This is a genomic window from Devosia sp. SD17-2 (assembly GCF_029201565.1).
Lineage (GTDB): Bacteria > Pseudomonadota > Alphaproteobacteria > Rhizobiales > Devosiaceae > Devosia.
The window spans coordinates 2146392-2171175 of record NZ_CP104002.1; the positions used below are offsets into that span (position 1 = coordinate 2146392).

Annotated in this window: 23 protein-coding genes and 1 tRNA gene; 17 read left to right on the top strand and 7 right to left on the bottom strand. The window is 62.3% G+C overall.

Going from position 1 to position 24784, the window contains the following annotated elements; genetic code table 11:
* The first annotated feature begins 5 nt into the window (after window positions 1–5).
* The 6 genes from nuoL (at window position 6) to NYQ88_RS10605 (ending at window position 8009) form a co-directional block, all read left to right on the top strand.
* Entirely contained in the window at window positions 6–2099 is a 2094-nt protein-coding gene (nuoL, locus tag NYQ88_RS10580) for an NADH-quinone oxidoreductase subunit L (RefSeq protein WP_275651112.1), read from the top strand.
* On the top strand, window positions 2099–3673 hold the full coding sequence (locus NYQ88_RS10585) for an NADH-quinone oxidoreductase subunit M (protein WP_275651113.1): 1575 nt from the start codon (window positions 2099–2101) through the stop codon (window positions 3671–3673). Before nuoL ends, NYQ88_RS10585 begins: the two co-directional genes overlap by 1 nt.
* Window positions 3674–3682: 9 nt before the next feature.
* Complete coding sequence (gene nuoN / locus NYQ88_RS10590) at window positions 3683–5128, top strand: NADH-quinone oxidoreductase subunit NuoN (RefSeq protein ID WP_275651114.1); 1446 nt, start codon at window positions 3683–3685, stop codon at window positions 5126–5128.
* A complete protein-coding gene (locus NYQ88_RS10595) occupies window positions 5129–5947 on the top strand; it encodes a biotin--[acetyl-CoA-carboxylase] ligase (protein ID WP_275651115.1) in 819 nt (272 codons plus the stop codon).
* Between the two features lie 72 nt (window positions 5948–6019).
* Complete coding sequence (locus NYQ88_RS10600; RefSeq protein ID WP_275651116.1) at window positions 6020–7693, top strand: ribonuclease J; 1674 nt, start codon at window positions 6020–6022, stop codon at window positions 7691–7693.
* A 64-nt stretch (window positions 7694–7757) separates the two neighbouring features.
* Window positions 7758–8009, top strand: a complete 252-nt coding sequence (locus NYQ88_RS10605) for a DUF1467 family protein (RefSeq protein ID WP_275651117.1) — start codon at window positions 7758–7760, stop codon at window positions 8007–8009.
* A 352-nt stretch (window positions 8010–8361) separates the two neighbouring features.
* Here NYQ88_RS10605 and NYQ88_RS10610 read toward each other — a convergent pair whose 3' ends face one another.
* The 4 genes from NYQ88_RS10610 to NYQ88_RS10625 all read right to left on the bottom strand — a co-directional run bounded on the left by NYQ88_RS10610 (window position 8362) and on the right by NYQ88_RS10625 (window position 11044).
* Entirely contained in the window at window positions 8362–8508 is a 147-nt protein-coding gene (locus NYQ88_RS10610; RefSeq protein ID WP_275651118.1) for a hypothetical protein, read from the bottom strand.
* Between the two features lie 179 nt (window positions 8509–8687).
* On the bottom strand, window positions 8688–10232 hold the full coding sequence (locus NYQ88_RS10615; protein WP_275651119.1) for an IS66 family transposase: 1545 nt from the start codon (window positions 10230–10232) through the stop codon (window positions 8688–8690).
* Between the two features lie 69 nt (window positions 10233–10301).
* A complete protein-coding gene (tnpB, locus tag NYQ88_RS10620; RefSeq protein ID WP_275651120.1) occupies window positions 10302–10655 on the bottom strand; it encodes an IS66 family insertion sequence element accessory protein TnpB in 354 nt (117 codons plus the stop codon).
* Window positions 10652–11044, bottom strand: coding sequence for a transposase (locus NYQ88_RS10625; protein ID WP_275651121.1), 393 nt, complete (start codon window positions 11042–11044; stop codon window positions 10652–10654). The genes tnpB and NYQ88_RS10625 overlap by 4 nt, the downstream gene beginning before the upstream one ends.
* A gap of 450 nt (window positions 11045–11494) precedes the next feature.
* On the opposite strand from NYQ88_RS10625, the gene proS reads away from it, so the two are divergent.
* The 7 genes from proS (at window position 11495) to NYQ88_RS10660 (ending at window position 17842) form a co-directional block, all read left to right on the top strand.
* On the top strand, window positions 11495–12844 hold the full coding sequence (gene proS / locus NYQ88_RS10630) for a proline--tRNA ligase (protein ID WP_275651122.1): 1350 nt from the start codon (window positions 11495–11497) through the stop codon (window positions 12842–12844).
* Between the two features lie 62 nt (window positions 12845–12906).
* Window positions 12907–14214 (top strand): FtsX-like permease family protein, encoded by a 1308-nt coding sequence (locus tag NYQ88_RS10635; protein WP_275654901.1) that lies wholly within the window; start codon window positions 12907–12909, stop codon window positions 14212–14214.
* Window positions 14207–14893, top strand: a complete 687-nt coding sequence (locus tag NYQ88_RS10640) for an ABC transporter ATP-binding protein (protein WP_275651123.1) — start codon at window positions 14207–14209, stop codon at window positions 14891–14893. The genes NYQ88_RS10635 and NYQ88_RS10640 overlap by 8 nt, the downstream gene beginning before the upstream one ends.
* A gap of 75 nt (window positions 14894–14968) precedes the next feature.
* Entirely contained in the window at window positions 14969–15448 is a 480-nt protein-coding gene (locus tag NYQ88_RS10645) for a peptidylprolyl isomerase (RefSeq protein WP_275651124.1), read from the top strand.
* A 168-nt stretch (window positions 15449–15616) separates the two neighbouring features.
* Entirely contained in the window at window positions 15617–16066 is a 450-nt protein-coding gene (locus tag NYQ88_RS10650; protein ID WP_275651125.1) for a DMT family transporter, read from the top strand.
* 64 nt (window positions 16067–16130) lie between these two features.
* Window positions 16131–17216, top strand: a complete 1086-nt coding sequence (queA, locus tag NYQ88_RS10655) for a tRNA preQ1(34) S-adenosylmethionine ribosyltransferase-isomerase QueA (protein ID WP_275651126.1) — start codon at window positions 16131–16133, stop codon at window positions 17214–17216.
* Complete coding sequence (locus NYQ88_RS10660; RefSeq protein ID WP_275651127.1) at window positions 17213–17842, top strand: exopolysaccharide biosynthesis protein; 630 nt, start codon at window positions 17213–17215, stop codon at window positions 17840–17842. The genes queA and NYQ88_RS10660 overlap by 4 nt, the downstream gene beginning before the upstream one ends.
* Before the next feature lie 16 nt (window positions 17843–17858).
* Here the strand turns inward: NYQ88_RS10660 and NYQ88_RS10665 are convergent, their stop codons facing one another.
* Window positions 17859–18311: a hypothetical protein gene (locus NYQ88_RS10665; RefSeq protein WP_275651128.1), complete on the bottom strand. Its 453-nt coding sequence runs from the start codon at window positions 18309–18311 to the stop codon at window positions 17859–17861.
* Window positions 18312–18437: 126 nt separating this feature from the next.
* Between NYQ88_RS10665 and tgt the strand changes: the two genes are divergently transcribed.
* The 3 genes from tgt to map are packed head-to-tail and all read left to right on the top strand — an operon-like array spanning window position 18438 to window position 22004.
* The gene (tgt, locus tag NYQ88_RS10670) at window positions 18438–19580 is read left to right on the top strand and encodes a tRNA guanosine(34) transglycosylase Tgt (protein WP_275651129.1); all 1143 of its coding nucleotides are present in this window, start codon (window positions 18438–18440) and stop codon (window positions 19578–19580) included.
* Between the two features lie 23 nt (window positions 19581–19603).
* On the top strand, window positions 19604–21244 hold the full coding sequence (gene pgi / locus NYQ88_RS10675; RefSeq protein WP_275651130.1) for a glucose-6-phosphate isomerase: 1641 nt from the start codon (window positions 19604–19606) through the stop codon (window positions 21242–21244).
* 4 nt (window positions 21245–21248) lie between these two features.
* On the top strand, window positions 21249–22004 hold the full coding sequence (gene map / locus NYQ88_RS10680) for a type I methionyl aminopeptidase (RefSeq protein ID WP_275651131.1): 756 nt from the start codon (window positions 21249–21251) through the stop codon (window positions 22002–22004).
* Here map and NYQ88_RS10685 read toward each other — a convergent pair.
* Window positions 22001–22528 carry a hypothetical protein gene (locus tag NYQ88_RS10685; RefSeq protein ID WP_275651132.1) on the bottom strand — a complete coding sequence of 176 codons (528 nt, stop codon included), beginning with the start codon at window positions 22526–22528 and terminating at the stop codon, window positions 22001–22003. The two genes, map and NYQ88_RS10685, sit on opposite strands and share 4 nt — an antisense overlap.
* A gap of 473 nt (window positions 22529–23001) precedes the next feature.
* Between NYQ88_RS10685 and NYQ88_RS10690 the strand changes: the two genes are divergently transcribed.
* Window positions 23002–24402: an MFS transporter gene (locus NYQ88_RS10690; protein WP_275651133.1), complete on the top strand. Its 1401-nt coding sequence runs from the start codon at window positions 23002–23004 to the stop codon at window positions 24400–24402.
* A gap of 276 nt (window positions 24403–24678) precedes the next feature.
* Here the strand turns inward: NYQ88_RS10690 and NYQ88_RS10695 are convergent.
* Window positions 24679–24753, bottom strand: a tRNA-Lys gene (locus tag NYQ88_RS10695).
* Window positions 24754–24784 lie beyond the last annotated feature (31 nt).

Sequence of the window (24784 nt, forward strand, 5' to 3'; positions counted from 1 at the left end):
ACGCTATGATCATTCAGGCGATTGTCTTTCTGCCCCTCATCGGGGCACTCGTAGCGGGCCTTCTCGGCCGCAGCATCGGCCATCGGCCAAGCGAGTTCATCACCACTGGATTGCTGATCATTGCAGCGGTCCTGAGCTGGGTCGTGTTTATCCCGGTCGCCTTTGGCGACGGTCTGGTCGGCGCCGTGGGCGATGGCCAGGCGGCCGTGCTCAAGGTCGAGGTGATGCGCTGGATCCAGGTCGGCGAGATGGACCTGCGCTGGACGCTCCGCGTCGATACGCTCACGGCCATCATGCTGGTGGTGGTGAACACGGTCTCGGCGCTCGTACACGTCTATTCCATCGGCTACATGGCCGACGATCCGCATCGCTCGCGGTTCTTCGCCTATCTCTCGCTCTTCACCTTCGCCATGCTGATGCTGGTGACCGCCGACAACTTCCTGCAGATGTTCTTCGGCTGGGAAGGCGTGGGTCTGGCGTCCTATCTGTTGATCGGCTTCTGGTATACGCGTCCGTCCGCCAGCGCCGCCGCCATGAAGGCCTTCGTGGTCAACCGCGTTGGTGACTTCGGCTTCGCGCTCGGCATTTTCGGCGCCTTCCTCGTTCTCGGCCATATCGACTTTGATGGCGCCTTCGAGGCAGCGGGTGCGTTTGGCGAAACCGGCCTGCCGGTGATCCAGTTCCTGTCCTGGGAACTCGACGCCATGACCGTGATCTGCCTGCTGCTGTTCATGGGCGCCATGGGCAAGTCGGCGCAGTTCCTGCTGCACACCTGGCTGCCAGACGCCATGGAAGGCCCGACACCCGTGTCGGCGCTGATCCATGCCGCAACCATGGTGACCGCCGGCGTGTTCATGGTGGCGCGCCTGTCGCCGCTGTTCGAAACCTCGCCTTTCGCCCTGACGGTCGTCATCGTCATCGGTGCCATCACCGCCTTCTTTGCGGCGACGGTCGGCCTCGTCCAGAACGACATCAAGCGCGTCATCGCCTACTCGACCTGTTCGCAGCTCGGATACATGTTCGTGGCGCTGGGGGCAGGGGCCTATTCGGCCGGTGTCTTCCACCTCTTCACCCATGCCTTCTTCAAGGCTCTCCTGTTCCTGGGCGCCGGCGCGGTCATCCATGCCATGCACCATGAGCAGGACATGCGGAACATGGGCGGGCTCAAGAAGAAGATCCCGATCACCTATGCGATGATGCTGATTGGCACGCTGGCGCTGACCGGCGTCGGTATCCCGGGGACAAGCATCGGCTTTGCCGGCTTCTTCTCCAAGGATTCGATCATCGAAAGCGCCTATGCGGTCGGTGGCAATGTCGGCAGCCTCGCTTTCTGGCTGCTGGTGATCGCCGCGCTGTTCACGAGCTTCTACTCGTGGCGCCTGATCCACCTGACCTTCCACGGTTCGCCGCGCGATGCGCAGCACCATGGCGAAGGCCCGCATCCTGACCCGGCACATTCGGCTCTGGAAAGCCATGACGAGCATCACGGGCATGACCACGCCCACCATCCCCATGGCTCGGCCTATGACAATGCCCATGAAGCGCCCAACGTCATGCTGGTGCCGCTCTACGTGCTGGCTGTCGGCGCAGTGCTGGCGGGTGTGGTGTTCTACGGCATGTTCTTCCACGACGTGGAGCACATCGAGCACTTCTTCGCCGGGTCGATCTATGTCGATCACCAGGTCATCGAAGATGCGCACCATGTGCCGCTTTGGGTGAAGTGGAGCGCGACCATCTCCATGATCATCGGCTTCGTCGCCGCCTGGTACATGTACATCAAGCGCCCCGACGTGCCGGGCAAGCTGGCTGCCGCCAATCCCGGCCTCTACAAGTTCCTGCTCAACAAGTGGTACTTCGACGAGCTCTACAACTTCATCTTCGTGCGCCCGACCCTGTGGATCGGCCGTGCGGTGTGGAAGGGGTTCGATGACTGGCTGGTTGACGGCAAGATCGCCGAGGGCCTTGGCCGTCGCGTGCAGGATGTCACCTCCTGGGTGGTCAAGCTGCAGTCGGGCTATCTCTATCACTATGCCTTCGCCATGCTGATCGGCATCGCGGCGCTGCTGACCTGGGCCATCGCGGCCGGGGGACTGATCTGATGACCTTTGAGAATTCTATCCTCACGCTTCTGACGTTCCTGCCGCTTCTTGGGGCAGCGCTGATCCTCCTTTCGCCAAAGACGGCGGTTGGAGCGATCCGCTGGATCGCCCTTGCCACCACGGTCGTGACCCTGGTGCTGTCGCTGTGGATGTGGTCGGCCTTCGATCCGTCCAATCCCGGCTTCCAGTTCGTCGTGAACTTCAACTGGCTCGGCGACAGCATTGGCTATCGCGTGGGCGTCGACGGCATCTCGGTGCTGTTCGTGGTGCTCTCGGCGCTCTTGATGCCGTTCTGTATCCTGGCCAGCTGGGAATCCATCGAGCATCGGGTCAAGGAATACATGATCGTATTCCTCGTCCTGGAAATGCTGATGATCGGCGTGTTCACCACGCTCGACCTGGCAATGTTCTATGTGTTCTTCGAAGGCACGCTGCTGCCGATGTTCCTCATCATCGGTATCTGGGGCGGCAAGCGCCGCATCCAGGCGGCCTACAAGTTCTTCTTCTACACCTTCATCGGTTCGGTGCTGATGCTGCTGGCCATCATGGCCATGTACTGGAATGCCGGCACGTCCGACATCTCGCGCCTGCTCACCCACGAATTCCCGGAGAGCATGCAGTTCTGGCTGTGGCTGGCGTTCTTCGCCTCGCTGGCCGTGAAGATGCCGATGTGGCCATTCCATCGCTGGCTGCCGGAAGCGCACGTGGAAGCACCGACCGCTGGCTCCGTTATCCTAGCGGCGATCCTGCTCAAGCTAGGCGGCTACGGGTTCCTGCGCTTCTCGCTGCCGATGTTCCCGGACGCCTCGGCCTATTTCGCCAATTTCGTCTTCTTCCTTTCGGTTGCTGCGATCATCCTCACCTCGGTAGTGGCTCTGGTGCAGACCGACATCAAGAAGCTAATCGCCTATTCTTCCGTGGCGCACATGGGCTTTGTGACCATGGGCATCTTTGCGGGCAACGCGCTGGGTATCCAGGGCGCCATGTTCCAGATGATCTCGCATGGTCTGGTGTCGGGCGCGCTCTTCCTTGCCGTCGGCGTCATCTACGACCGCATGCACACGCGCGACATCGAGGCCTATGGCGGCCTAGTCGAGCGCATGCCGAAATATGCCTTCGCCTTCATGGTCTTCACCATGGCCAATGTCGGGCTTCCGGGCACGTCGGGCTTCGTCGGTGAGTTCCTGACCATGATCGGCGTGTTCCAGGTCAATACCTGGGTGGCGTTTGGCGCGGCATTCGGCATGGTCTTCTCGGCCTGCTACGCGCTTTGGCTCTATCGCCGGGTGATCTTCGGCGCACTGACCAAGGAAGGCCTCAAGGGTATTCTCGATCTCAATCTGCGCGAGAAGGTCACGCTCTATCCGCTGATCGTGATGATCATCGTCTTCGGTTTCTATCCGGCGCCGATCCTCGATACGACGGCTTCTGCGGTGAACAACCTTGTGGCCCACTACGCCACTGCGGTCGGGCTCGACCCCGCCGTGTCCCTGGCTGATGCCCGGGCTCCCCTCGAATATGTCGCGCCCACGGGCGAGGCACAGCCGGCTGCGGCCGCGCCTGCTGCGCATTAGGAGACCGACGTGAACTCTGACGTTACTGATTTCGCGAGCCTGGCTCCCGCTTATCCCGAACTGCTGCTGGCAGTCGGCGCACTGGTGCTGCTGCTGCTCGGCGTGGTGATCAACAAGGAGCGCTCCGACGTTGTGTCGCTGCTCTCCATGGGCCTGCTGCTTGCGGCCGGCGTGGTCATTGCGGTGATGCCGTCGGACGGCATCATCTTCAATGGCCTGTTCATTTCCGACGCGTTCTCGCGCTACATGAAGTTGATCGTCATTGGTGGCGCTGTGCTGGCGCTGCTCTTGGCGCGCAACAATTCCGAGCAGCACGGCGTCCATAAATACGAGTATTCCGTACTCGCTGTACTGGCGACGCTGGGCATGCTGATCATGGTTTCGGCCAATGATCTGATGAGCCTTTACGTCGGTCTCGAGCTCCAGTCGCTCTCGCTTTACGTCATGGCCGCCATCAAGCGCGATGACCCCAGGGCTTCCGAAGCGGGCCTCAAGTATTTCGTCCTCGGCGCGCTTTCGTCAGGCATGCTGCTCTATGGTGCATCGCTGGTCTATGGCTTTACCGGCCACACCAATCTCGGCGCCATCTCGGCCGCAATCGCCACCGAGGGCCGCTCCATCGGCCTGATCTTCGGCCTTGTGTTCCTGCTCGCAGGCGTTGCCTTCAAGATTTCGGCCGTGCCGTTCCACATGTGGACGCCGGACGTCTATGAGGGCGCTCCGACCCCGGTCACTGCCTTCTTCGCCATGGCCCCCAAGGTGGCCGCCATGTCGCTGATGATCCGTCTCGTCATGGATACTTTCGAGCCGATCAGCCGCGACTGGCAGCAGGTCGTCATCTTCCTGTCCATCGCCTCCATGGTTCTGGCTGCCTTTGCGGCGATCGGGCAGAAGTCGATCAAGCGCCTGATCGCCTATTCGTCGATTGGCCACGTCGGTTTTGCGCTCGTGGGCCTTTCGTCGGGCACGCAGGTGGGTGTCGAAGGCGTTGCGATCTACATGGCCATCTATGTGATCATGACGGCCGGCCTCTTTGCCTGCATCCTGTCGCTGCGCACCGAGAATGGCTATGTCGAGAACATCGACGACATGGCCGGTGCGGCCCAGGCGCGTCCATTCGTGGCCGCGATCATGGCCGTTCTGATGTTCTCGCTGATCGGCCTGCCGCCGCTGGCCGGGTTCTTCGCCAAGTGGCAGGTGTTCCTCGCCGCGATCGAAGCCAATCTCTATGTGCTCTCGGTCATCGGCATGCTCGCCTCGGCAGTTAGCGCGTATTACTATCTGCGCGTGATCAAGACGATGTACTTTGACGAGCCGAAGACCCAGTTCGTTGCTGTGCCCGGTGAACTCAATGTCATCATGGCCGCGAGCGGCTTTCTCGTCGTCACCTACTACTTCACCCTCGGCAATCCGCTGACGTCGTTGGCGCAGACTGCTGCGGGAAGCCTGTTCTAGGTGGCAAACTTCGCACTTGGGGCCAAGGCCCGGACCGCGGGATATCGCGTTGCCGGTTTCGACGAGATTGGCTCGACCAACACTGAAGCACTCGCGGCGGCTGCCGCGGGTGATCCTGGCGGCATCTGGTTTGCAGCTCTTCAGCAGACCGCAGGGCGGGGGCGGCGCGGACGCGCCTGGCAGTCGACGCCCGGAAATCTTGCCGCGAGCCTGCTGGTAATTCCCGACACCGATCCCGATATGATTGCAACTCTCGGCTTTGTTGCCGGCGTCGCGCTCGCCAAGGCACTTGGCACAATCCTCCCCCAGGGCATGTTGCAGAGTGTCGAGACCTGGGATGGCCGCGCCCGAGTGGCGCTCAAATGGCCAAATGACGTGCTCGCCGACGGGGCCAAGCTGGCCGGTATCCTGCTCGAAGCGGCCCGAACGCGGGATGGTCGGCAAGCCATTGTCATCGGGATCGGCGTTAACGTCGTTGCAGCGCCTTCGGATTTGCCTTATCCAGCGACCTCTCTGCGTACGCTCGGCATAGAGCGATCCGCAGAAGACGTGTTCGAAGCCTTGTCCGAGGCTTGGGTCGAAGCATTCGGCCTGTGGGCCGATGGCAGAGGTATTGGAGCAGTGCTCGATCTCTGGCGCCATTCGGCTGCAGGCTTGGGCGCTCCGGTCGCCGTCACTCAGGATGGTGTCGTACGAAACGGCATCTTTGAAACGATCGATTCCGCCGGACGGTTGATCATGCGCGACGATGAAGGCGCGCGCATCACCATTACCGCCGGGGATGTACATTTTGGGGCAACGGCCAGCGCCCGAAGCTGACCACAAAAAAGGCAGGGCGACCGGCGACCAGAGTTCGCGCGGCGTCCGGCCAGAACAAGGATAGAAAGACCCATGGCCAAATCCCCAAGGGATGAGCTTGTCTTCGTGCCGCTTGGCGGCGTCGGTGAAATCGGCATGAATATGGGCGCGTACGGTTTTGGTCCGGCGCGCTCCCGCAAGTGGATTGTTGTCGATTGCGGCGTCAGCTTCGGCGGCCCGGACCTGCCCGGCATCGAGCTGATCATGGCGAACCCCGAGTTTCTCGAGGAAAACGCCGACGACGTGCTCGCGCTCATCCTGACCCACAGCCACGAAGATCACTATGGCGCCGTGCTCGACCTCTGGCCTGTCTTTGACAAGCCGGTCTATGCGACGCCGTTTACGGCCGCGATGCTGGCGGCCAAGCGGGCAGGGGACGGGATCGTCGAAAACGTCGACATCACCATCATGCGTCCGGGCAAGCCGTTCAACATCGGCCCGTTTACCATCGAGGCGATCAATGTCGCCCACTCGATCCCCGAGGCCAATGCGCTGCTGATCACCACGCCGGTCGGACGCGTGCTGCACACCGGCGACTGGAAGCTCGATCCGACCCCGACCATGGGTAATCCGACCGACTTCGCTCGCCTCCAGGCCATCGGCGGCGACACCGAATTGCCGCTGGCGCTCATCTGCGACTCGACCAATGCGATGAAGGATGGGCAGAGCCCGAGCGAGGCCGAAATCGGCGCGACGCTCGCAGCCCTGATCGCTGAAGCGCCGCATCGTGTTGCCGTCACCACCTTCGCCTCCAACGTGGGCCGCGTCGTCTCCATCGTGCGCGCCGCCCATCAGAACGGCCGCCAGGTGGTGATGTCGGGGCGCTCCCTCCATCGCATCATGGGCATCGCCAAGGAGCTTGGCATGCTCGAGGGCCTGCCGCCCGTGCTGGACCAGGATGCCTACAAGTCCGTGCCGCGCGACAAGTGCGTGCTGATCTGTACCGGCAGCCAGGGTGAAGCCCGCGCCGCCATCGCCCGCATTGCGCGCGGTGACCACCCGGTCATCGATCTCAACGCCGGCGACCGGATGATCTTCTCGTCCTGGGCAATTCCGGGCAATGAGCGCGAAGTCATCGACATCCAGAACCTGCTCATCGACAAGGGCGTCGAGCTCATCACCCAGAACGATGCGCTGGTGCATGTCACCGGCCATCCGCGCCGCGACGAGCTGCGCCAGCTCTACAAGTGGGTGAAGCCGGAAGTGCTGGTGCCGGTGCACGGCGAAGCCATGCACCTGGCCGCCCATGCAAAGCTTGGTCGCGAAGAGGGCATTCCCAATGTGTGCGAAGCGCGCAATGGCGACATGGTCCGTCTCTTCCCTGAGCCAATGACCTTCCCGGCAGAAGTGCGCACCGGCGAGCTCTATCTCGACGGTCTCGTGCTCTGCACGCCCGAAGAGAGCGGCGTGAAAGGTCGTCGCCGCCTGTCCTTCGGCGGCCATGTCGTGGTCAGCCTCTGCGTCAATTCCAGTGGCCATGTCGTCTCTGGCCCGCAGTATGTCATCGAGGGCCTGCCCGAAACCGAGGACGAGTCCATCGTCTATCTGGTCGAGGACACGGTCGGTGGTGTCATCAAGTCGATGCCACCCAAGCGCCGTTCGGATCCCGATGTGCTGGGTTCGGCCCTCTTCAAGGCCATCCGCAATGAGCTCAACGCATTCTGGGGCCGCAAGCCGAACGTGAACGTCTTCGTTCACCGCGTGTAAAGTTGAACGGGCGCGACAAGATAGCTTCTTTCGCGCCCGACCTATTTAACGGATAAGAGACGCCATGCAGTTCATGTCCCTCGCCGCAGTCTTTTTCATCATCTGGTGGCTGTCATTTGTGACAGTCCTGCCGATTGGCAATAAAAGCCACCACGAGACTGGTGCCGAGATCGTCAGTGGTACGGATCCGGGCTCGCCCGTTCTGCCGCGCATCGGGTTCAAGATCCTTCTGGCGACTGGGGTGGCGATCGTGGTCACTGCGCTCCTCTTCTGGGGCATGTCCAACGAGACGCTCCATCGCTACTGGAACCGCTGAATAAACACCCGCCCGACGCCAGTCCGGCGGGTTTTTTGTGTCCGACGTTCGGCTGGACCGTGTGGCCTCACCTCACCGCATGGGCGTGCGCCATTTCCAGCACTGCGTAGAGGTCGGCATCGGTGGCCTCCCGCAAGTTTATGACCGTCCAGCCCTGTCTGCCCCATGCATTGGGCACGGGGCTAAAAAGTTCGGGCGCGACTTCGCATTTGAGCAATTGTTCTTCCGGCAGCAATTTCACATTGGCGGTGAGCCCATCGGCAGCCAGCCTGACGTAGATGCGCCTGACCCGGAAGGCCGCCCGGTCAAAATGGGGCTTCTCCGTAAGCGGTGTTCTGCGGCCACGTAGGTGTCAGGATCTCGGGAACTGCACGACGTTGTTGCCGCGCATGAAGGCGATGGCGCCCTCGCTTTTCAGTGCGGCCAGGGCTGCATCTCGTGCCTCGCTGTCGGACCGGAACTGGTCGTCCCAGACGTGGCTGGCGTCCTGATAGTCCACGACCTCCAGGTTCCATGTCTCGTCGGTTTCGAGACGATGGATGTTGATGAAGAAGGCATAGCCATCAACGACTACCCGCTGGCTCTTGCCTGATGTGACCAGGTTGGGGTCGTCTTGATCGTTCGTAGAGGGCGCCTCGTTGCTGGTGATTTCCGATTATGCCGCCAGAGCCAACAGCGTCAATCGCCCAGCTGTGAAGCATAATTCCACGGCAGCAGATCGTTGATGCGGCTCTGCTTGTGGTCGCTCACGAGGGCGCGGAGGGTCGTGGCGAGCCAAGCGTAGGGGTCGACGCCGTTCAGCTTGCAGGTTTCGATCAGCGAGGCGATGACGGCCCAGTTTTCGGCGCCAGCATCATGACCGGCAAAGAGCGCGTTTTTCCGGTTCAGCGCAATCGGACGGATAGTCCGCTCGACGGCATTGTTGTCGAGCTCGATGCGGCCATCGGCCAGGAATAGCACCAACCCCGGCCAGTATTTGGCGATGTAGCCCAGTGCCTCCCCGAGGGGCGCTTTCGCGGACACGCGGGCGCGATGATGATCGAGCCATTCTCTTATCCGGGCGGCGGCCGGCGCCGATCTCTGCTGGCGCGCAGCCAGGCGGTCATCCGGGCCCTGGCCTCGGATATCGGCCTCGATGGAATAGAGTTCGCGGATCAGCCTCACACCCTCTTCCGCAATAGGGGCGTTTCCCGCGCGCGTTATATCCACCAACTTGCGGCGGGCATGGGCCCAGCAATAGGCGAGCCTGATATTCGAACCGACGCGTCCAGGCGCGATCAGCCGATTATAGCCGGCATAGCCATCCACCTGCAGGATGCCGCCAAAGCCCTGCAAGATCCGTTCGGCATGAAGGCCGCCTCGGCCGGGCGCGTAGGTGAAGGCAACACCGGGTGGCGCGGTGCCACTCCAGGGCCGATCATCGCGGGCTAGGGCCCAGAAGTAACCGGTCTTGGTTTTTCGGGTACCGGGATCGAGCACCGGCGCGCGAGTTTCGTCCATGAACAGCTTTGATGACCGCTTCAGATCCGCCAGCAGGGCATCATAGACCGGGCGCAGCTCGAAGGCGGCCCGACCAACCCAGTCGGCGAGGGTTGAACGGTCCAGATCAACACCCTGACGGCTAAAGATCTGGGCCTGGCGATACAACGGCAGGTGATCGGCGTACTTGCTGACCAGGACATGAGCGACCATGGCCTCGGTTGGCAGCCCGCCCGGGATCAACCGTCCGGGCGCCGGGGCTTGCACCACGCCGTCCGTGCAGAACCGGCAGGCATATTTAGGGCGACGGGTCACGATCACGCGGAACTGGGCAGGGATCACGTCGAGCCGCTCGGAGACGTCCTCGCCAATGCGGTGCAGGCAACCGCCGCAGCCACAGACCAGGCTTTGGGGCTCGATGATCTCCTCGATCCGCGGCAGGTGCTTGGGGAGCGAACCACGATTGGCGCTGCGGGGTTTGGCCGGCCGCCGGGCCGATCGGTCCTCGGCGTCCTCCTCGGCCTGGACAACCGCGATTGCCGTTTCCAGATCCTCCAGCGCCAGCTCGAACTGGTCTGGGTCGCTCTTTTCCGATCGACGCCCGAAGGCTGCCTGCTTGAACGCAGCGACCAGCTTTTCCAGTTGGGCGATCCGCTCATCCTTGCGCTGATCACGCACCTCCGCGGCGATCAGCATCGCCTTGAGGGCGGCAATATCGTCAGGAAGTTCGGCGGCATTGAGCATGACCAGAATCTACCAGATCAGGCGCCGCCGATCCCGCAGAAAGACAGGCCCTGAGTCATCCTGCCGCAGTTATTCGACCGCTTCTGGGGCCCGCGCTTCCACTGCCCGAACCCGCCGCCAGTCGAGCCCAGAGAACAGCGTCTCGAACTGCGCATGGCTCAACGTCATCACCCCATCCGTCACCGCAGGCCAGCTAAAGCTGTGCTCTTCAAGTCGCTTGTAGGCCATGACCAAGCCCGTGCCATCCCAGTAGAGCAACTTTAGCCGATCGGTCTTTTTGGCGCGGAACACAAAGACCGTGCCGGTGAACGGGTCCTCGTGCAACACATTCTTGACCAGCGCCGCCAGACTGTCGTGGCCTTTGCGGAAGTCGATCGGCTTGGTCGCCACCATGATCCGCACTCGGTTGGAAGGAAAGATCATGAGGCCGCCAGCAGCGCGTGGACCACCGAGGCAATCCGGGCCGCCGAAGCGCCTGGCTCCAGCCGAATGGCCACCGAACCCACCACGACCTCCGGCCCAGCCGACGCCACCGGCTCCGCTGACGTCACATCCCCAACAACCGGAGCGACCATCAGCGTCGCAAACTCTACCGCATCTTCTGGCGCCGGCAGCACCAGCTTCCCGTTCCGCGCAAGGGTTCGCCAAGAGCAGACATGGTTGGCCTTCAGACCATGCCGCGCCGCAACTTCACCAACGGTCGCCCCTGGACGAAGCGTTTCGGAGACAATCCGCGCCTTCACCTCATCGGGCCACTGCCGATTGCGCCGCCGTCTCCCGCCACTTGTGAGAAGCTCCAATGGAGCGTCCATGGAGAAACTCCCGCACTGACATCAACACATGCGGGATCTCACGGCCGACGAAAGGACGGAAGGTGGGGACGGAACACCGCTTACGCTTCTCCTCGGTGCCCTCGAGGCCCAGGGCGATTGTTCGCAGAGTTGAAGCGTTTGCCATAAGTCCTTGCCTCCAAATAACAAACAAACAAAAAAGCGGGGCACGAGGCCCCGCTTGATTGAGTTGTTTCGACAATACGTTGGTCTTAGGCACGCTACGAGGCGGCTGCCAACGCTCCTCCCTTGACGTTGTCGAAGTACAGCGGTTTGAACCGCTTCGTTTTATTGTGCCGGGAACCTAACAACAGAAATTCATCCTGTCACGTGGATTCTGCATGGCTAGCATGCTTGAAACGTATGGACGGTTGGGCTCTGAGTGGGCATCAACGAAACCTTGAGTCGAAGCGCGTTTTTTCCGGAGATCCCATGCGCCTTTCCCGCTATTTTCTGCCGGTGCTCCGTGATGTGCCGAAGGAAGCCGAGATTGTTTCCCATCGCCTGATGCTGCGGGCCGGCATGATCCGCCAGCAGGCCTCCGGCCTCTATTCCTGGCTGCCGCTCGGCTACAAGGTGCTGATGAAGGTCCAGAAGATCATCGAGGAGGAGCAGAACCGCTCCGGAGCGATCGAACTGCTGATGCCCACCATCCAGTCTGCGGACCTCTGGCGCGAGTCCGGCCGTTACGAAGCCTACGGCAAGGAAATGCTGCGCATCGAGGATCGGCACGAGCGCGAGTTCCTCTATGGTCCCACCAATGAGGAGATGATCACCGACATCTTCCGGACCTATGTGAAGTCCTACAAGGACCTGCCGCTGAACCTCTACCACATCCAGTGGAAGTTCCGTGACGAGGTGCGTCCGCGCTTCGGCACCATGCGCAGCCGCGAATTCCTGATGAAGGATGCCTATTCCTTCGATCTCGACAAGGATCGCGCCGTCGCCGCCTATGAGCGCATGTTCGTGGCTTATCTGCGCACCTATGCTCGCATGGGCCTGACTGCCATCCCGATGCGCGCCGACACCGGCCCGATCGGTGGCGATCTCAGCCATGAGTGGATCATTCTGGCCGAAACTGGCGAAAGCCAGGTGTTCTGCCACCGCGACCTGCTGGACAAGCCGATCCCGGGCAAGGACGTCGACTTCCGCGGCGACCTCAAGCCGATCTTCAACGACTGGACCTCGCTCTATGCGGCCACCGAAGAAATGGTCGATCACGCCGAATACGAATCCAGCGTGCCCGAAGACAAGCGCGTCTCGGCCCGCGGCATCGAAGTCGGTCACATCTTCTATTTCGGCACGAAGTACTCGGAGCCGATGAAGGCCAGCGTCACCGGTTCGGATGGCAAGGAAACCATCGTGCACATGGGGTCCTATGGCATCGGCCTGACCCGCGTCGTGCCGGCCATCATCGAAGCCAGCCACGACGAGAACGGCATTGTCTGGCCGGTCTCCGTCGCGCCGTTTGAAGCTGTGCTGATCAACCTCAAGGCCGGCGACGCCGACACCGACGCTGCTTGCGACAAGCTCTATGGTGAGCTGACGGCGGCGGGTCTCGACATGCTCTATGACGACCGTGACCAGCCTGCCGGCAGCAAGTTTGCCACGGCCGATCTCGTCGGCATCCCGTACCAGATCATTCTCGGACCGCGCGGCCTTAAATCGGGCGAAGTCGAAATCAAGCATCGCAAGAGCGGCGAGCGTGAAACGCTGCCGATCTCTGCCGCAGTCGAACGTCTGCGTGGCCTCATCGAACCCCAGCGGATGGACAACATTTGACCCAAAGCGCTCAGCAGACCCCGGTGATCCGGGCAAATCGACCCTTTGCCCGGTTCGAGTGGATGATTGCTGGGCGCTATCTGCGCGCGCGGCGCAAGGAAGCTTTCATCTCGGTCATCGCCAGCCTCACCATGGTTGGCGTGGCCATCGGGGTTGCCACGCTGATCGTGGTGATGTCGGTGATGAACGGCTTCCGCGCCGAACTCCTGGACAAGATCCTGGGGCTCAATGGCCATTTCACGGCCTTTCCGATCGAGAGCAAGTTTACCGACTACAAGGACACCGTCGACGCCATCGAGACCGTCGAGGGTGTCACCTATGCGGTCTACTTCGTGGAAGGGCAGGTGCTTGCCTCCGGTCGCGGCAGTTCGGCCGGTGTCAGCGTTCGCGGCATGGATGAGGAAAACCTCAGCAAGCTCAGCCTGCTGCACAGTTCGGCCGAGCTTGGCAGCTTTGAGGATTGGGACGAGCTCAACGGCGTCGCTATCGGCTATCGCCTGGCGCAGACGCTGGGCGTGACCATCGGCGATCAGGTCCAGATCATCAATCCTGACGGCGCCATGACGCCATTCGGCTCGACCCCGCAGATCCGCTCCTACCCGGTCAATGCCATCTTCAACGTCGGCATGGTCGAGTTCGACAGCTACTTCATGTACATGCCGCTCGGCCCGGCGCAGGATTATTTCAAGCTCTACGAAGATGTCCTCAAGCCCGGCATGGGCCCGCTCGACCCCATGGCCAGCGACGCGGAAATCGACGCCGCCTATGAGCGCGTGGGGCAGGCCTCGGCCGTCGAAATTTTCATCCAGAACCCGGATGCCATCACCCTGATGCGGGATCGCCTGCAGGCCAAGACCGAGCTGCGCCCCATGGTGCTGACGGACTGGCAGCAGCGCAACGAAACCTTCTTTTCGGCGCTGCAGGTCGAGCGCGTTGTGATGTTCACTATCCTGTCGATGATCATCCTCGTGGCCGCCTTCAACATTATTTCCAGCCTCGTCATGCTGGTGAAGGACAAGGGCAAGGATATCGCGGTGCTGCGCACCATGGGCGCGACACGCGGCGCCATCATGCGCATCTTCTCGATCACCGGCACCGCCATCGGCGTCATCGGCACGCTGACCGGGCTGGTCCTCGGTCTGATCGTTGCCGCAAATGCCGAGACCCTTCGCGCCGCCATTTCCAACACGCTGGGCATCGCGCTCTTCCCGCCGGAAGTGTTCTTCCTCTCGGCACTGCCGAGCAAGACAGATCCGGTGGAGGTCACCGTGGTGGTGGCGTTGGCGCTGGGGCTGAGCTTCCTGGCGACGCTCTATCCGGCGTGGCGTGCCGCTCAATATGATCCAATCGAGGCGCTGCGCTATGAGTAATCCCCACCTGCGCCTCTCCGGTGTCCATCGCCATTATGGCGAGGGCGAACGCATGGTTCGCGTGCTCGAGGCCGCCGATATGGTGGTCGAAAGCGGTGAACTCGTCGCCCTGGTCGCCCCCTCGGGCGCAGGCAAGTCGACACTGCTCCATCTCTGCGGGCTGCTCGAAGCGCCGCAGGCGGGCGAGGTCGAGATCGTCGGGGTCAAGACCAGTGGCCTCAACGACCGTGGCCGCACGCAGTTGCGTCGCTCGACCGTCGGCTATGTCTACCAGTTCCATCATCTGCTGCCCGAATTCTCGGCCATCGAGAATGTGGCCATGCCGCAGCTGATCGACGGACAGAGCCCGGAGGCCGCCAGGGTGCGAGCGCAGGAACTGCTCGATCTTCTGGGTGTCGGCCATCGCGCCGATCATCGTCCGGCCGAACTCTCGGGTGGTGAGCAGCAGCGCGTCGCCATCGCCCGTGCTGCGGCCAATCATCCGCGCGTCATCCTCGCAGACGAGCCTACCGGCAATCTCGATCCGGAGACCAGCGACCGGGTGTTTGAAGCCCTGCAGTCGCTCATCCGCAACGAAGGCGCTGCCGCGCTGATTGCCACGCACAATTACGATCTGGCCCGCCGAGCCGACCGTATCGTCACCCTCCGCAATGGTCAGGTGGTTGCGCACACTCTCTAGTGAATGGCGCTCTTGCCTTGCGCTCGCCATTCATCCCGCTTACATCCGGGCACCATCCGAAAAAGGAACTTTCAAATGGCCGATTACGCCGATCCCGAAAACACCCTCGTCATCGAAACCACCAAGGGCAATGTCGTCATCGAGATGCGTCCCGACCTGGCTCCGAACCACGTCGCCCATATCAAGAAGCTGGCCCGTGAAGGTTTTTACGATGGTATCGTGTTCCACCGCGTGATCGAGGGCTTCATGGCCCAGACCGGTTGCCCGCAGGGTCGTGGTACCGGCGGTTCGCAGTATCCGGACCTCAAGGCCGAATTCAGCGCCGAGCCGCACGTTCGTGGCGTCGCCTCCATGGCTCGCGCCCAGAACCCGGACAGCGCCAATTCGCAGTTCTTCATCTGCTTTGACGACGCCCGCTTCCTCGACCGCCAGTACACCGTCTGGGGCAAGGTTGTCGAAGGCATGGAAAATGTCGACCAGATCAAGCGCGGCGAGCCCGTCGTCAATCCGGACAAGATGATCTCTGTCAAGGTCGCAGCAGACATCGCTGCCTAAGACTTTTCTGCCGGCATCTGCCGATCCTAAAGGCGCTTGCAACCTCCGCGGTCGCAGGCGCCTTTTTCGTTGCCGCCGACCGATGACACTGCCCGGGAATCGTGTCCATCATGGTGTTTCCGGCATTCAGGCCGGATCAACCGGCAAGTCTCAGGTTAGCAATTGAAGATGGAAACTGTGCTCTGGGCGCTGCTCGGCATCGTCGCCGGCGCGTGCATCGCCACTCAGGCGCCGATCAATGCGCAGCTCGGGCGGGCGCTGAATGTGCCGATTGCTGCGGCCGGCGTTTCCTTCGTGGCTGGCGCGATCTTCCTCTGGGCTATCGCCTTCGCCTATAGCCACTTTGCCAATATCCCGATCGATTTCGCCGCCCCCGCGCCGTGGATGTTCGTGGCCGGCGGGGTGTTGGGCGCGATCTATGTCTTCTCCAACATCATGCTGACGCCGATGATCGGCGCTGCCGCCGTCATGGCCCTGTCCGTGGCCGGACAATTGGTCGGCGGCATGTTTCTCGACAAGATCGGCTTCATGGGCATGGCCGTGCGCGAAATATCCATGGGCCGCCTCGCCGGTGCGGCGCTGCTGGTTGTCGGCGCGATCATGATCCGCATCTTCTGAAGCGTGGCAACTTCGTTGCGTCTGCCCCGTTTCGGCTTGGGTCAGGAAATGCTAACGAGGCGCCATGCGCGTATCAGAATTCGACTTCGACCTGCCCGAAAACCTCATTGCCCTTCATCCGGCAGAGCCCCGCGACAGCGCGCGGCTGCTGCTGGTGCGTCCGGGCGAGCCCATTGAAGATCGGCACATCCCCGATCTCCTCACCCTCCTGCAGCCCGGAGACGTGCTCGTTGTCAACGACACGCGCGTGCTGCCGGCTGAGCTCAAGGGAACGCGGGTGCGCGGGGAGCTTCGGGCCAATGTGTCCTTCAACCTCCACAAGCGCGTCGACGCGCATACATGGCGCGCCTTTGCCCGTCCAGCCAAGAAGCTAGCGCTGCTGGACGAACTCGAACTCGGCAATGGTGACGCCGACGCCCTGCGCGCCCGTGTGGCCGGCAAAGGCGATACCGGCGAGGTCACGCTGGAATTTGAACTGGGCGGCGCCGAGCTCGACGAGGCGATCAAGTCCCACGGCGCCATGCCGTTGCCGCCCTATATCGGGGCGAAGCGCGGCATCGAAGAGCGCGACAAGGTCGACTACCAGACGGTCTATGCCGCCGAGGACGGCGCCGTTGCTGCGCCGACCGCCGGGCTGCATTTCACCGAAAAGCTGCTCCAGCAGATTTCCGATATCGGCGTCACCATCGAACGGGTGACACTGCATGTCGGGGCAGGGACCTTCCTGCCGATGAAGGCGGACGACACCGACGACCACGTCATGCATTCCGAATGGGGCGAGATTGATCAGGCGACGGTCGAGCGCATCAATGCCCGCCGTGCCGCTGGCGGCCGCTGCGTCGCCGTTGGCACCACCAGCCTGCGTCTCCTCGAGACCGCATCCCGCGCAACCGGCACGCTGCAGCCCTTTATGGGCGATACCGACATCTTCATCACGCCGGGCTTCCGCTTCCGCACCGTCGACCTGCTGATGACTAATTTCCATCTGCCGAAATCGACCCTGTTCATGCTGGTGAGCGCTTTCTCAGGTCTCGACACCATGAAGGCGGCATACGCCCATGCGATCGCTGGTGGTTACCGGTTCTATTCCTATGGCGATTCCTCGCTGCTGTTCCGGGATCGGAGCCGCGACGACGAGGACGCGGTGTGACCGCACGGTCCGCCCCGATAACGCGACACGTTAACCGCATCATATCCGTGCTGCGGCGCATTTCAGCGGAGGGTGAGGCTTCGCACCTCACCTTCTCCGATCTTATAACAGCGATGGGACCACACGCGCACCGCCTGCTGATCCTCATGCTGACCCTCCTCAACATGATCCCGGGGCCACCGGGATTTGGCGGCACCATCGCCTGGACCACGTTCGCCGTGGCGCTTGCCATGGTGCTGGGCAAGCCGATCCGCCTCCCGGACCTCATCGGACGGCGCAAGCTGCCGCTGAAACCGCTGCTGCTGGCCAGCGAGCAGGTCGCCAGGGTCACCGCAATCATCGCTCGGTTCTCCCGGCCGCGCCTGCGTTGGCTGACCGGCGTTGAGGCCACCGTGCCCTACGGTATTTTCACTATGGTGATCAGCGTCGCCATGACCATCCCCATCCCATTCGTCAACGCCGTGCCCAATGTCGGGCTCTGTATCCTCGCCTTCTCCATGCTCAATCGCGATGGCATCGGGGTCTTCCTGGGCGTGCTGGTGTGCCTCCTCGGCCTTGCGGTCGAGGTGGGACTTGTTTTCGGTGTCATCAATCTGGGGATGGGCGCGATCGAGGCAATGCGCTAGGCGCCCTCGCAGGTCCTCAGCCCGCAGCGCTTTCGTGAACAAGCGTGCCGGAGAAGCCGCAGGCAGCGCCGTGGTAGGCGAGGCAGCCGTCCTTCTCGGTGATGACGAGGAAGCCGTCGGCATCAAAAACCAGTTCGACTTCGCAATAGCGCTCGTTCATCAGCCGGTTGTCCGAGCCGGCCACATAATCCTCGTTCTCGACGAAAAAATTGCCGCCGGTGGCCGAGAGGATCACCTCGCCATCAATCCCGCCGGCACAGCCGGGCATGTTGTCGTCCATGGGCACGAGCGTCTCCATGGTTATGGCGAAAACGTCGTTCTCGATGTGCTTGAGGTTGACCGTCAGATCGCCCTCGCCGGAGCCGTAATAGCTGCCCTCGCGGACGGGGCTGCCCTTGTCCTTGGCAGTGGCGATCCCCGTGGCGGAGAGGAGGGTGGCGCTGGCGGCGATGAGGGCAATGAGACGCATGAAGATCTCTCGAGACGGAATCAGAGTGATGAGCAACAGTTCTTGCGGCGATGATGGCTGAAATCAGTCGCCGATCCAGCATCGGGTCATTGTCCCCAGCCCGTCAAAGGGCTAGAACCCGGCCCCATGAGCACGACGACAGAAAAACAGGTCACCTTCTCCCTTCTGGCCCAAGATGGCATGGGACGGCGCGGCCGTATCGACACGCCCCGCGGCCCCATCCACACCCCCGCCTTCATGCCGGTGGGTACGGCGGGCACGGTCAAGGCCATGTACCCGGAGCAGGTCCGCGAGACCGGCGCCGATATCCTCCTGGGCAACACCTATCACCTCATGCTGCGCCCGGGTGCCGAGCGTGTTGCCTCTTTGGGTGGCCTGCATACGTTCATGGATTGGGAACGCCCCATCCTGACCGACAGCGGCGGCTTCCAGGTCATGTCGCTGGCCAAGCTGCGCAAGCTCAACGAGCATGGCGTAACCTTCAAGTCGCATATCGACGGCTCCTCCTATGAGCTGACGCCGGAGCGCTCGATCGAGATCCAGACGCTGCTCGACAGCGACATCATCATGCAGCTCGACGAGTGCATTTCCCTGCCGGCCGAGCGCAAGGAGATGGAGCGGGCCATGGAGCTGTCGTTGCGTTGGGCAGACCGTTCCAAGACCGCCTTCAACAATCAGAAGAACCGGGCGCTGTTCGGCATCGTTCAGGGTGGCGACGATCCGGAACTGCGCGTGCGCTCCGCCGAGGGACTGAAGTCCATCGGTTTCGATGGCTATGCGGTTGGTGGCCTGGCCGTCGGTGAACCGCAGGAAGTCATGTTCCGCGTCCTCTCCGGCATCACGCCAGAACTGCCGGTTGATCGCCCGCGCTATCTCATGGGCGTCGGCAAGCCTGATGACATTCTCGGTGGCATCGAGCGGGGTATCGACATGTTCGACTGCGTCCATCCCACGCGCGCCGGTCGCCACGGCCACGCCTATACGCGCTTCGGGGTCATCAACCTCAAGAACGCGCGCCACAAGGATGACTACCGTCCGCTGGACGAAGCTTCGCCCAATCCGAACTGCCGCCGGTGGAGCCGCGCCTATCTGCACCATCTCGTTAAGCAGGAAGAGATTTTGGGCGCCATGGTGCTTTCCCAGATCAACCTGGCCTATTATCAAGAACTGACGGCGGGGACGCGCGTCGCCATCGAGGCCGGGCGCCTCACTGATTTTGCAGCCGAAACACGCGCGGCATGGGCCGCTGGCGATCTTCCGGTTCTGTAAGTAATTCAAGGGGATAGACGGTCATGGCTAAAGCTGGTCGTAAGGACGGTTTTGCGGCGCTGGGCAAGCTGAAGAAGGCCATCGTCGAACAGCCCATGCGGCTGCTGTTTGCCGAGGACCCCAACCGCTTCAAGCGCTTCTCGGCCAGCGGCGCCGGCATCATGCTGGACTATTCCAAAAACCGGATCGATGAGACGGTGATGGCTGCGCTTTTCGACCTGGCGCGTGCGGCCGGTGTGGAAGACCGCCGCGTCCAGATGTGCGAAGGCGAGCACATCAATATCACTGAAGACCGCGCCGTCATGCACATGGCGCTGCGCTATCAGGGCGACCGCCCGGTCGAGGTGGATGGCAAGGACGTGATGCCCGACGTCCGCGCGGTTCTCAAAGCCATCGAGACCTACACCGATGCCGTTCGCAATGGCGATATTCGCGGCCATGGCGGCGAGCAGTTCACCGATATCGTCAATATCGGCATTGGCGGGTCGGATCTCGGCCCGGTCATGGTCACGCTGGCGCTGGAGCCCTATACGCGGTCCGATCTGCGTGCCCACTACGTCTCCAATGTCGATGGCGCCCATATCCACGACATCCTCAAGCGCCTAGACCCCAAGAAGACGCTGTTCATCGTCGCCTCCAAAACCTTCACCACCGACGAGACCATGACCAACGCCAATTCGGCGCGGAAATGGATCGCTGATGCGCTGGGTGAAGAGGCGGTCTCCAGTCATTTCGCTGCCGTTTCGACCAATATCGAAGCCTGCGCCAAATTCGGCATTCAGGAAGACCGGATTTTCGGGTTCTGGGACTGGGTCGGCGGCCGCTATTCAGTGTGGTCGGCCATCGGCCTGCCGGTGGCGCTGGCTGTCGGCTACGAGAATTTCGCAAAATTCCTCGCCGGCGCCGATGCCATGGATCGCCACTTCCTCGAGACGCCGCTCGAGGACAATCTGCCCGTCATCATGGGTCTGCTTGGCGTCTGGTATCGCAATGCCTGGGGGTTCTCGACCCACGCCGTCCTGCCCTATGACCAGCGCCTCAGCCGCTTCCCGGCCTATCTGCAGCAGCAGGATATGGAATCGAACGGTAAGTCCGTGACCCTCAGCGGCAAGCCCGTTGGCTGGTCCACCGGCCCGATCGTCTGGGGCGAGCCCGGCACCAATGGCCAGCACGCCTTCTACCAGCTGATCCATCAGGGCACTGACGTCATCCCCTGCGATTTCCTGATTGCCGCCCAGCCTCACGAAAGCCTGCCGCCGCATCACGACAAGCTCGTGGCCAATGTGCTGGCGCAGTCCGAGGCACTGATGCTCGGCAAGACCGAGGAAGAAGTGATCGGCGAGCTCAAGGCGCAGGGGCTCTCCAAGGATGAGATCAAGGCCCTGACGCCGCACAAGGTGTTCCCGGGCAACCGTCCCTCCAACACGCTGTTCTACAAGCAGCTGACGCCTGAGACGCTCGGTGCGCTGGTTGCGCTCTACGAGCACAAGGTGTTCGTCCAGGGCGTCATCTGGAACGTCAATTCCTACGACCAGTGGGGCGTCGAGCTCGGCAAACAGCTCGCCAAGGCCCTCTTGCCCAAGGTTCAGGGCCAGCAGGGCGGGGAAGGGCACGACAGTTCGACCCAGGGGCTCCTAAAATACTACCTCGCAAACAAGGCCTGACGTTTTGACGATCACCACCGAAGAGCAGCTGGAAAAACTCAAGGCCATCGGCCGCATTTGTGCCGTGGCCCGCGAGGCCATGGCGGCGGCGATGCAGCCGGGTATGACCACGCTTGAGCTGGATGAGATCGGGGCAAAAATCCTCGCCGAGAACGGCGCGCGGTCGGCCCCGATCCTGACCTATGATTTTCCGGGCCACACCTGCATTTCGGTGAATGAAGAAATCGCCCACGGCATTCCGGGCAGCCGGGTGCTGCGCGAAGGCGATCTCATAAATATCGACGTCTCGGCCGAAAAGGACGGTGTTTTCGCTGATTGCGGCGCGTCCTACATCATCGGCAAGGGCGATCCGCGCCTTGAAGCGCTCTGCCGCGATGGCAAGAAGGCGATGTGGGCCGGGATCAATGTGGTCAAGGCCGGTGCGCCCTTTGCCGACATCGGCGCGGCTATCGGTAAGGCTGCCAAGAAGGGCGGCTATACGCTCATCCGCAATCTGGCCAGTCATGGCGTCGGCGACAGCCTCCATGACGAGCCGGGTGAGATCTCCACCTGGCCCGACAAGTCCGAGCGCCGCCGCATGACCAATGGTCTCGTTTTCACCATCGAGCCCTTCCTCTCGCTGGGCGGCCAGATGGCCGAGCAGAAGGATGATGACGACGAATGGACGCTGGTCAGCCACCCGCTGGCGCCCTGCGTCCAATATGAGCACACCGTCGTTGCAACGCCCCGCGGCGCCCTGGTGGTGACCCTGGCGGCCTAGAGCCAGACCAGCAGCATCGGCCCCATGACGATCAGCGCGAGGCCGATGACGAAGCGCAGGTTGCCGAAACGGCGGAGGCCCGGCGCGCTCAGCACCGTCGCCAAGAGGAAATAGCCCGCCAGCGCGATCATGGCCGGGGTCAGTACGCTCGTCGCCAGCGGCGTGTTTTCGTTGAGCTGCAGATAGATCATGTGCCCGCCGGCAAAGCCGATCAGCGAGGTGACAATCACCGTCATCGCCTTGGCGGTGATGATCAGCGCCATGTCGATGGTGTTGCTGGTCATCAGCAGCGCAAGGCCCGTCGCCGTTACGTGGACGGCCGCCAGTGTCGAGAACACCTGGCTCTGCGCCAGAAGCGGCACGAGCTCAGGCGGCGCTGTCAGCGGCAGCGCGCCGATCATCGGCAGATTGGCGCCATACTGGGCCAGCAGGTAGATCGTATAGAGCATGACCAGCGTGCTGACCGCGAACACGATGAGTGTCGCGGCGAGCACTTTGAGCAGATCCATGGTGTCCTGGGACATGCCGCCTCTTTGGTGCTGAACTGGCCGGGATATTAGGGTTTTTGCACGATTCGGGCAGGGCCCGTTTGCGGCGGCCCGCGCCGACTAGGCATTCGCCTTACGCGGATCGGCTTGCGAAAATCTTCCGACAGCTCGCCGGCGTCGGCGCGGTAGTCGAACTCTGCATAAGGGTCAGGGTCGTCGATCTGCGTCATGGCAACAGGCGAGCGCGAGGCTCGGTTCCTCTTTGGGCTAGCACGCCGCAAAGATGCAGAAACGTGGCTGGATATTCCAGCCGCCTTGGTACGGGCTTCCGCCCGCCCGTTCAAGCCTTGCGCGCCACCGCCGGGCCGGTGTTCCCGGGCAAGATGTCCCATTGCGCAGAATCGCTGCGCGGCGGTAGAGCCGGAGATGAGAAAATCCGCGCTGGCCGGTTTGCCGCGGCGCTGCCATCCTCATTTCTTTGATTTTTAGAATTTCGGTCAGGAGGGGCTATGCCCTCGAATGCTCGCTCTGCCGGCGCCGCCGGCAGCAGCACACTTGTCGCCGTTCTGGCCTTTGCCGGCATGGGCGCTTCGTTCATGCAGACAATTCTGGTGCCCATTCAATCCCAATTGCCGGCCCTGTTGTCGGCGGCGCGCGACGATACCGCCTGGGTGATCACCATCACCTTGCTGGTGTCTTCCATCGTCACGCCGATCTCGGGCCGTCTTGGCGATATGTACGGCAAGCGGCGAATTGCCCTTCTGCTGCTCGCTGCGCTTATCCTCGGCTCGCTCGTCTGCGCACTCTCCTATTCGGTGACGCCCATGATCATCGGGCGCGCGCTGCAGGGCGCTGGCATGGGTGTCATTCCGCTCGGCATCTCGATTCTCCGTGATAATCTGCCGGTGCAACGCCTCGGCGGCGCTATCGCTTTGGTCAGCGCTACGCTCGGTATCGGCGGCGCCCTCGGCCTGCCGATCAGTGCGCTGGTCGTCGAACATTTCGATTGGCATGCCCTGTTCTGGATGGCCGCTGCGATTGGCGCACTCTCGCTGATCCTCATTTTCATCCATGTGCCAGCCGGGCAGGGGCAGCCGGGACAGCGTTTTGACTGGATCGGCGCCATCACCCTTTCATTGGGCCTCACCGGCCTTCTCCTTGGCGTCTCCAAGGGCAATGAATGGGGTTGGACCTCGCCGCTTACCCTCATCTCCATAATCGGCGGCATCGCCGTGCTGGCGCTGTGGATCCGCTTTGAGTGGGGGCATGCCCAGCCGCTGGTCGACGTGCGCACCAGTTTCATGGGCGCGCCGCTGGTGACCAATATCGCCTCGATCGCCATTGGCTTTTCGCTCTATGCGGCGATGATCGCCTTCCCGCAGCTTTTGCAATTGCCCATCGAGGCTGGCGGGCTCGGAGTTCCCCTGCTGCAGGCCAGTCTGGTGCTGATGCCCTCGGGCCTGGCCATGCTTGCCATGTCGCCCATCGCCGGCCGCCTTCTTGTCCGCATCGGCCCGAAATGGCTGCTGGTTGTGGGGGCGGCAATCATTGGGCTCGCCTATCTCAGTGCCGTGGTGCTGCCGCCGGGAATTCTCGTCGTCTGCCTGTCCAATACGATCATCGGCGTCGGCATTGGCCTCAGCTATGCCGCCATGCCAAGCCTTGTCATGCGCTCGGTGCCGATTAGCCAGACGGCATCGGCGAATGGCCTCAATACGCTGATGCGCTCGCTCGGCACGGCATTTGCAGCGGCCATCGTTGCCGCAATCCTCTCGCATTCTGCCAGCGCAGCGGGCGGCATCTATCCCACCGAAGACGGCTTCCGCTTCTCGCTGCTTCTCGGCCTTATCGCCTCAGTCGTCGGCGCCATCCTCGCAGCTCTGATCCCCCTCAAGGCCGACAAGGTGTAACAACCGCACCGTCTCGGAGCGCTGGCAGCCGGATCGGCTCAAGAGCGCTCCTGCCACATCGCCCGGGCGACATTTCGCTTGCCCGGGCATGCACGCAATCAGCGTCCATCAATCCCAGTTTCTTTCAGGATGTCGAGGTTGCCGGCCAACAGGCCGCGATCTGTCGACGGCGGGCGTCGGGAAACCTGACAGCGCGCAAGGGACCGGCCCGAACGCTCTCGCACGCCGCAGGGCGAGGCAGGTTTCAAGAGCGATTGATTTGCTTGAAGAAAAAAGTGGTACGCCGGGCGGGGGTCGAACCCGCGACCATTCGATTAAAAGTCGAATGCTCTACCACTGAGCTACCGGCGCATTCCAAACGCCGTGGGGCGTTGTCGCGGAA

Coding starts and splice junctions, on each gene's coding strand:
- NYQ88_RS10585 (WP_275651113.1), top strand. CDS start 2,099: ATGACCTTTGAGAATTCTATCCTCACGCTTCTGACGTTCCTGCCGCTT.
- tgt (WP_275651129.1), top strand. CDS start 18,438: ATGAGCACGACGACAGAAAAACAGGTCACCTTCTCCCTTCTGGCCCAA.
- NYQ88_RS10665 (WP_275651128.1), bottom strand. CDS start 18,311: ATGCGTCTCATTGCCCTCATCGCCGCCAGCGCCACCCTCCTCTCCGCC.
- NYQ88_RS10690 (WP_275651133.1), top strand. CDS start 23,002: ATGCCCTCGAATGCTCGCTCTGCCGGCGCCGCCGGCAGCAGCACACTT.
- NYQ88_RS10640 (WP_275651123.1), top strand. CDS start 14,207: ATGAGTAATCCCCACCTGCGCCTCTCCGGTGTCCATCGCCATTATGGC.
- tnpB (WP_275651120.1), bottom strand. CDS start 10,655: ATGATCTTTCCTTCCAACCGAGTGCGGATCATGGTGGCGACCAAGCCG.
- pgi (WP_275651130.1), top strand. CDS start 19,604: ATGGCTAAAGCTGGTCGTAAGGACGGTTTTGCGGCGCTGGGCAAGCTG.
- NYQ88_RS10635 (WP_275654901.1), top strand. CDS start 12,907: ATGATTGCTGGGCGCTATCTGCGCGCGCGGCGCAAGGAAGCTTTCATC.
- NYQ88_RS10600 (WP_275651116.1), top strand. CDS start 6,020: ATGGCCAAATCCCCAAGGGATGAGCTTGTCTTCGTGCCGCTTGGCGGC.
- NYQ88_RS10645 (WP_275651124.1), top strand. CDS start 14,969: ATGGCCGATTACGCCGATCCCGAAAACACCCTCGTCATCGAAACCACC.
- NYQ88_RS10650 (WP_275651125.1), top strand. CDS start 15,617: ATGGAAACTGTGCTCTGGGCGCTGCTCGGCATCGTCGCCGGCGCGTGC.
- NYQ88_RS10625 (WP_275651121.1), bottom strand. CDS start 11,044: ATGGACGCTCCATTGGAGCTTCTCACAAGTGGCGGGAGACGGCGGCGC.
- NYQ88_RS10615 (WP_275651119.1), bottom strand. CDS start 10,232: ATGCTCAATGCCGCCGAACTTCCTGACGATATTGCCGCCCTCAAGGCG.
- nuoL (WP_275651112.1), top strand. CDS start 6: ATGATCATTCAGGCGATTGTCTTTCTGCCCCTCATCGGGGCACTCGTA.
- queA (WP_275651126.1), top strand. CDS start 16,131: ATGCGCGTATCAGAATTCGACTTCGACCTGCCCGAAAACCTCATTGCC.
- NYQ88_RS10685 (WP_275651132.1), bottom strand. CDS start 22,528: ATGTCCCAGGACACCATGGATCTGCTCAAAGTGCTCGCCGCGACACTC.
- NYQ88_RS10605 (WP_275651117.1), top strand. CDS start 7,758: ATGCAGTTCATGTCCCTCGCCGCAGTCTTTTTCATCATCTGGTGGCTG.
- proS (WP_275651122.1), top strand. CDS start 11,495: ATGCGCCTTTCCCGCTATTTTCTGCCGGTGCTCCGTGATGTGCCGAAG.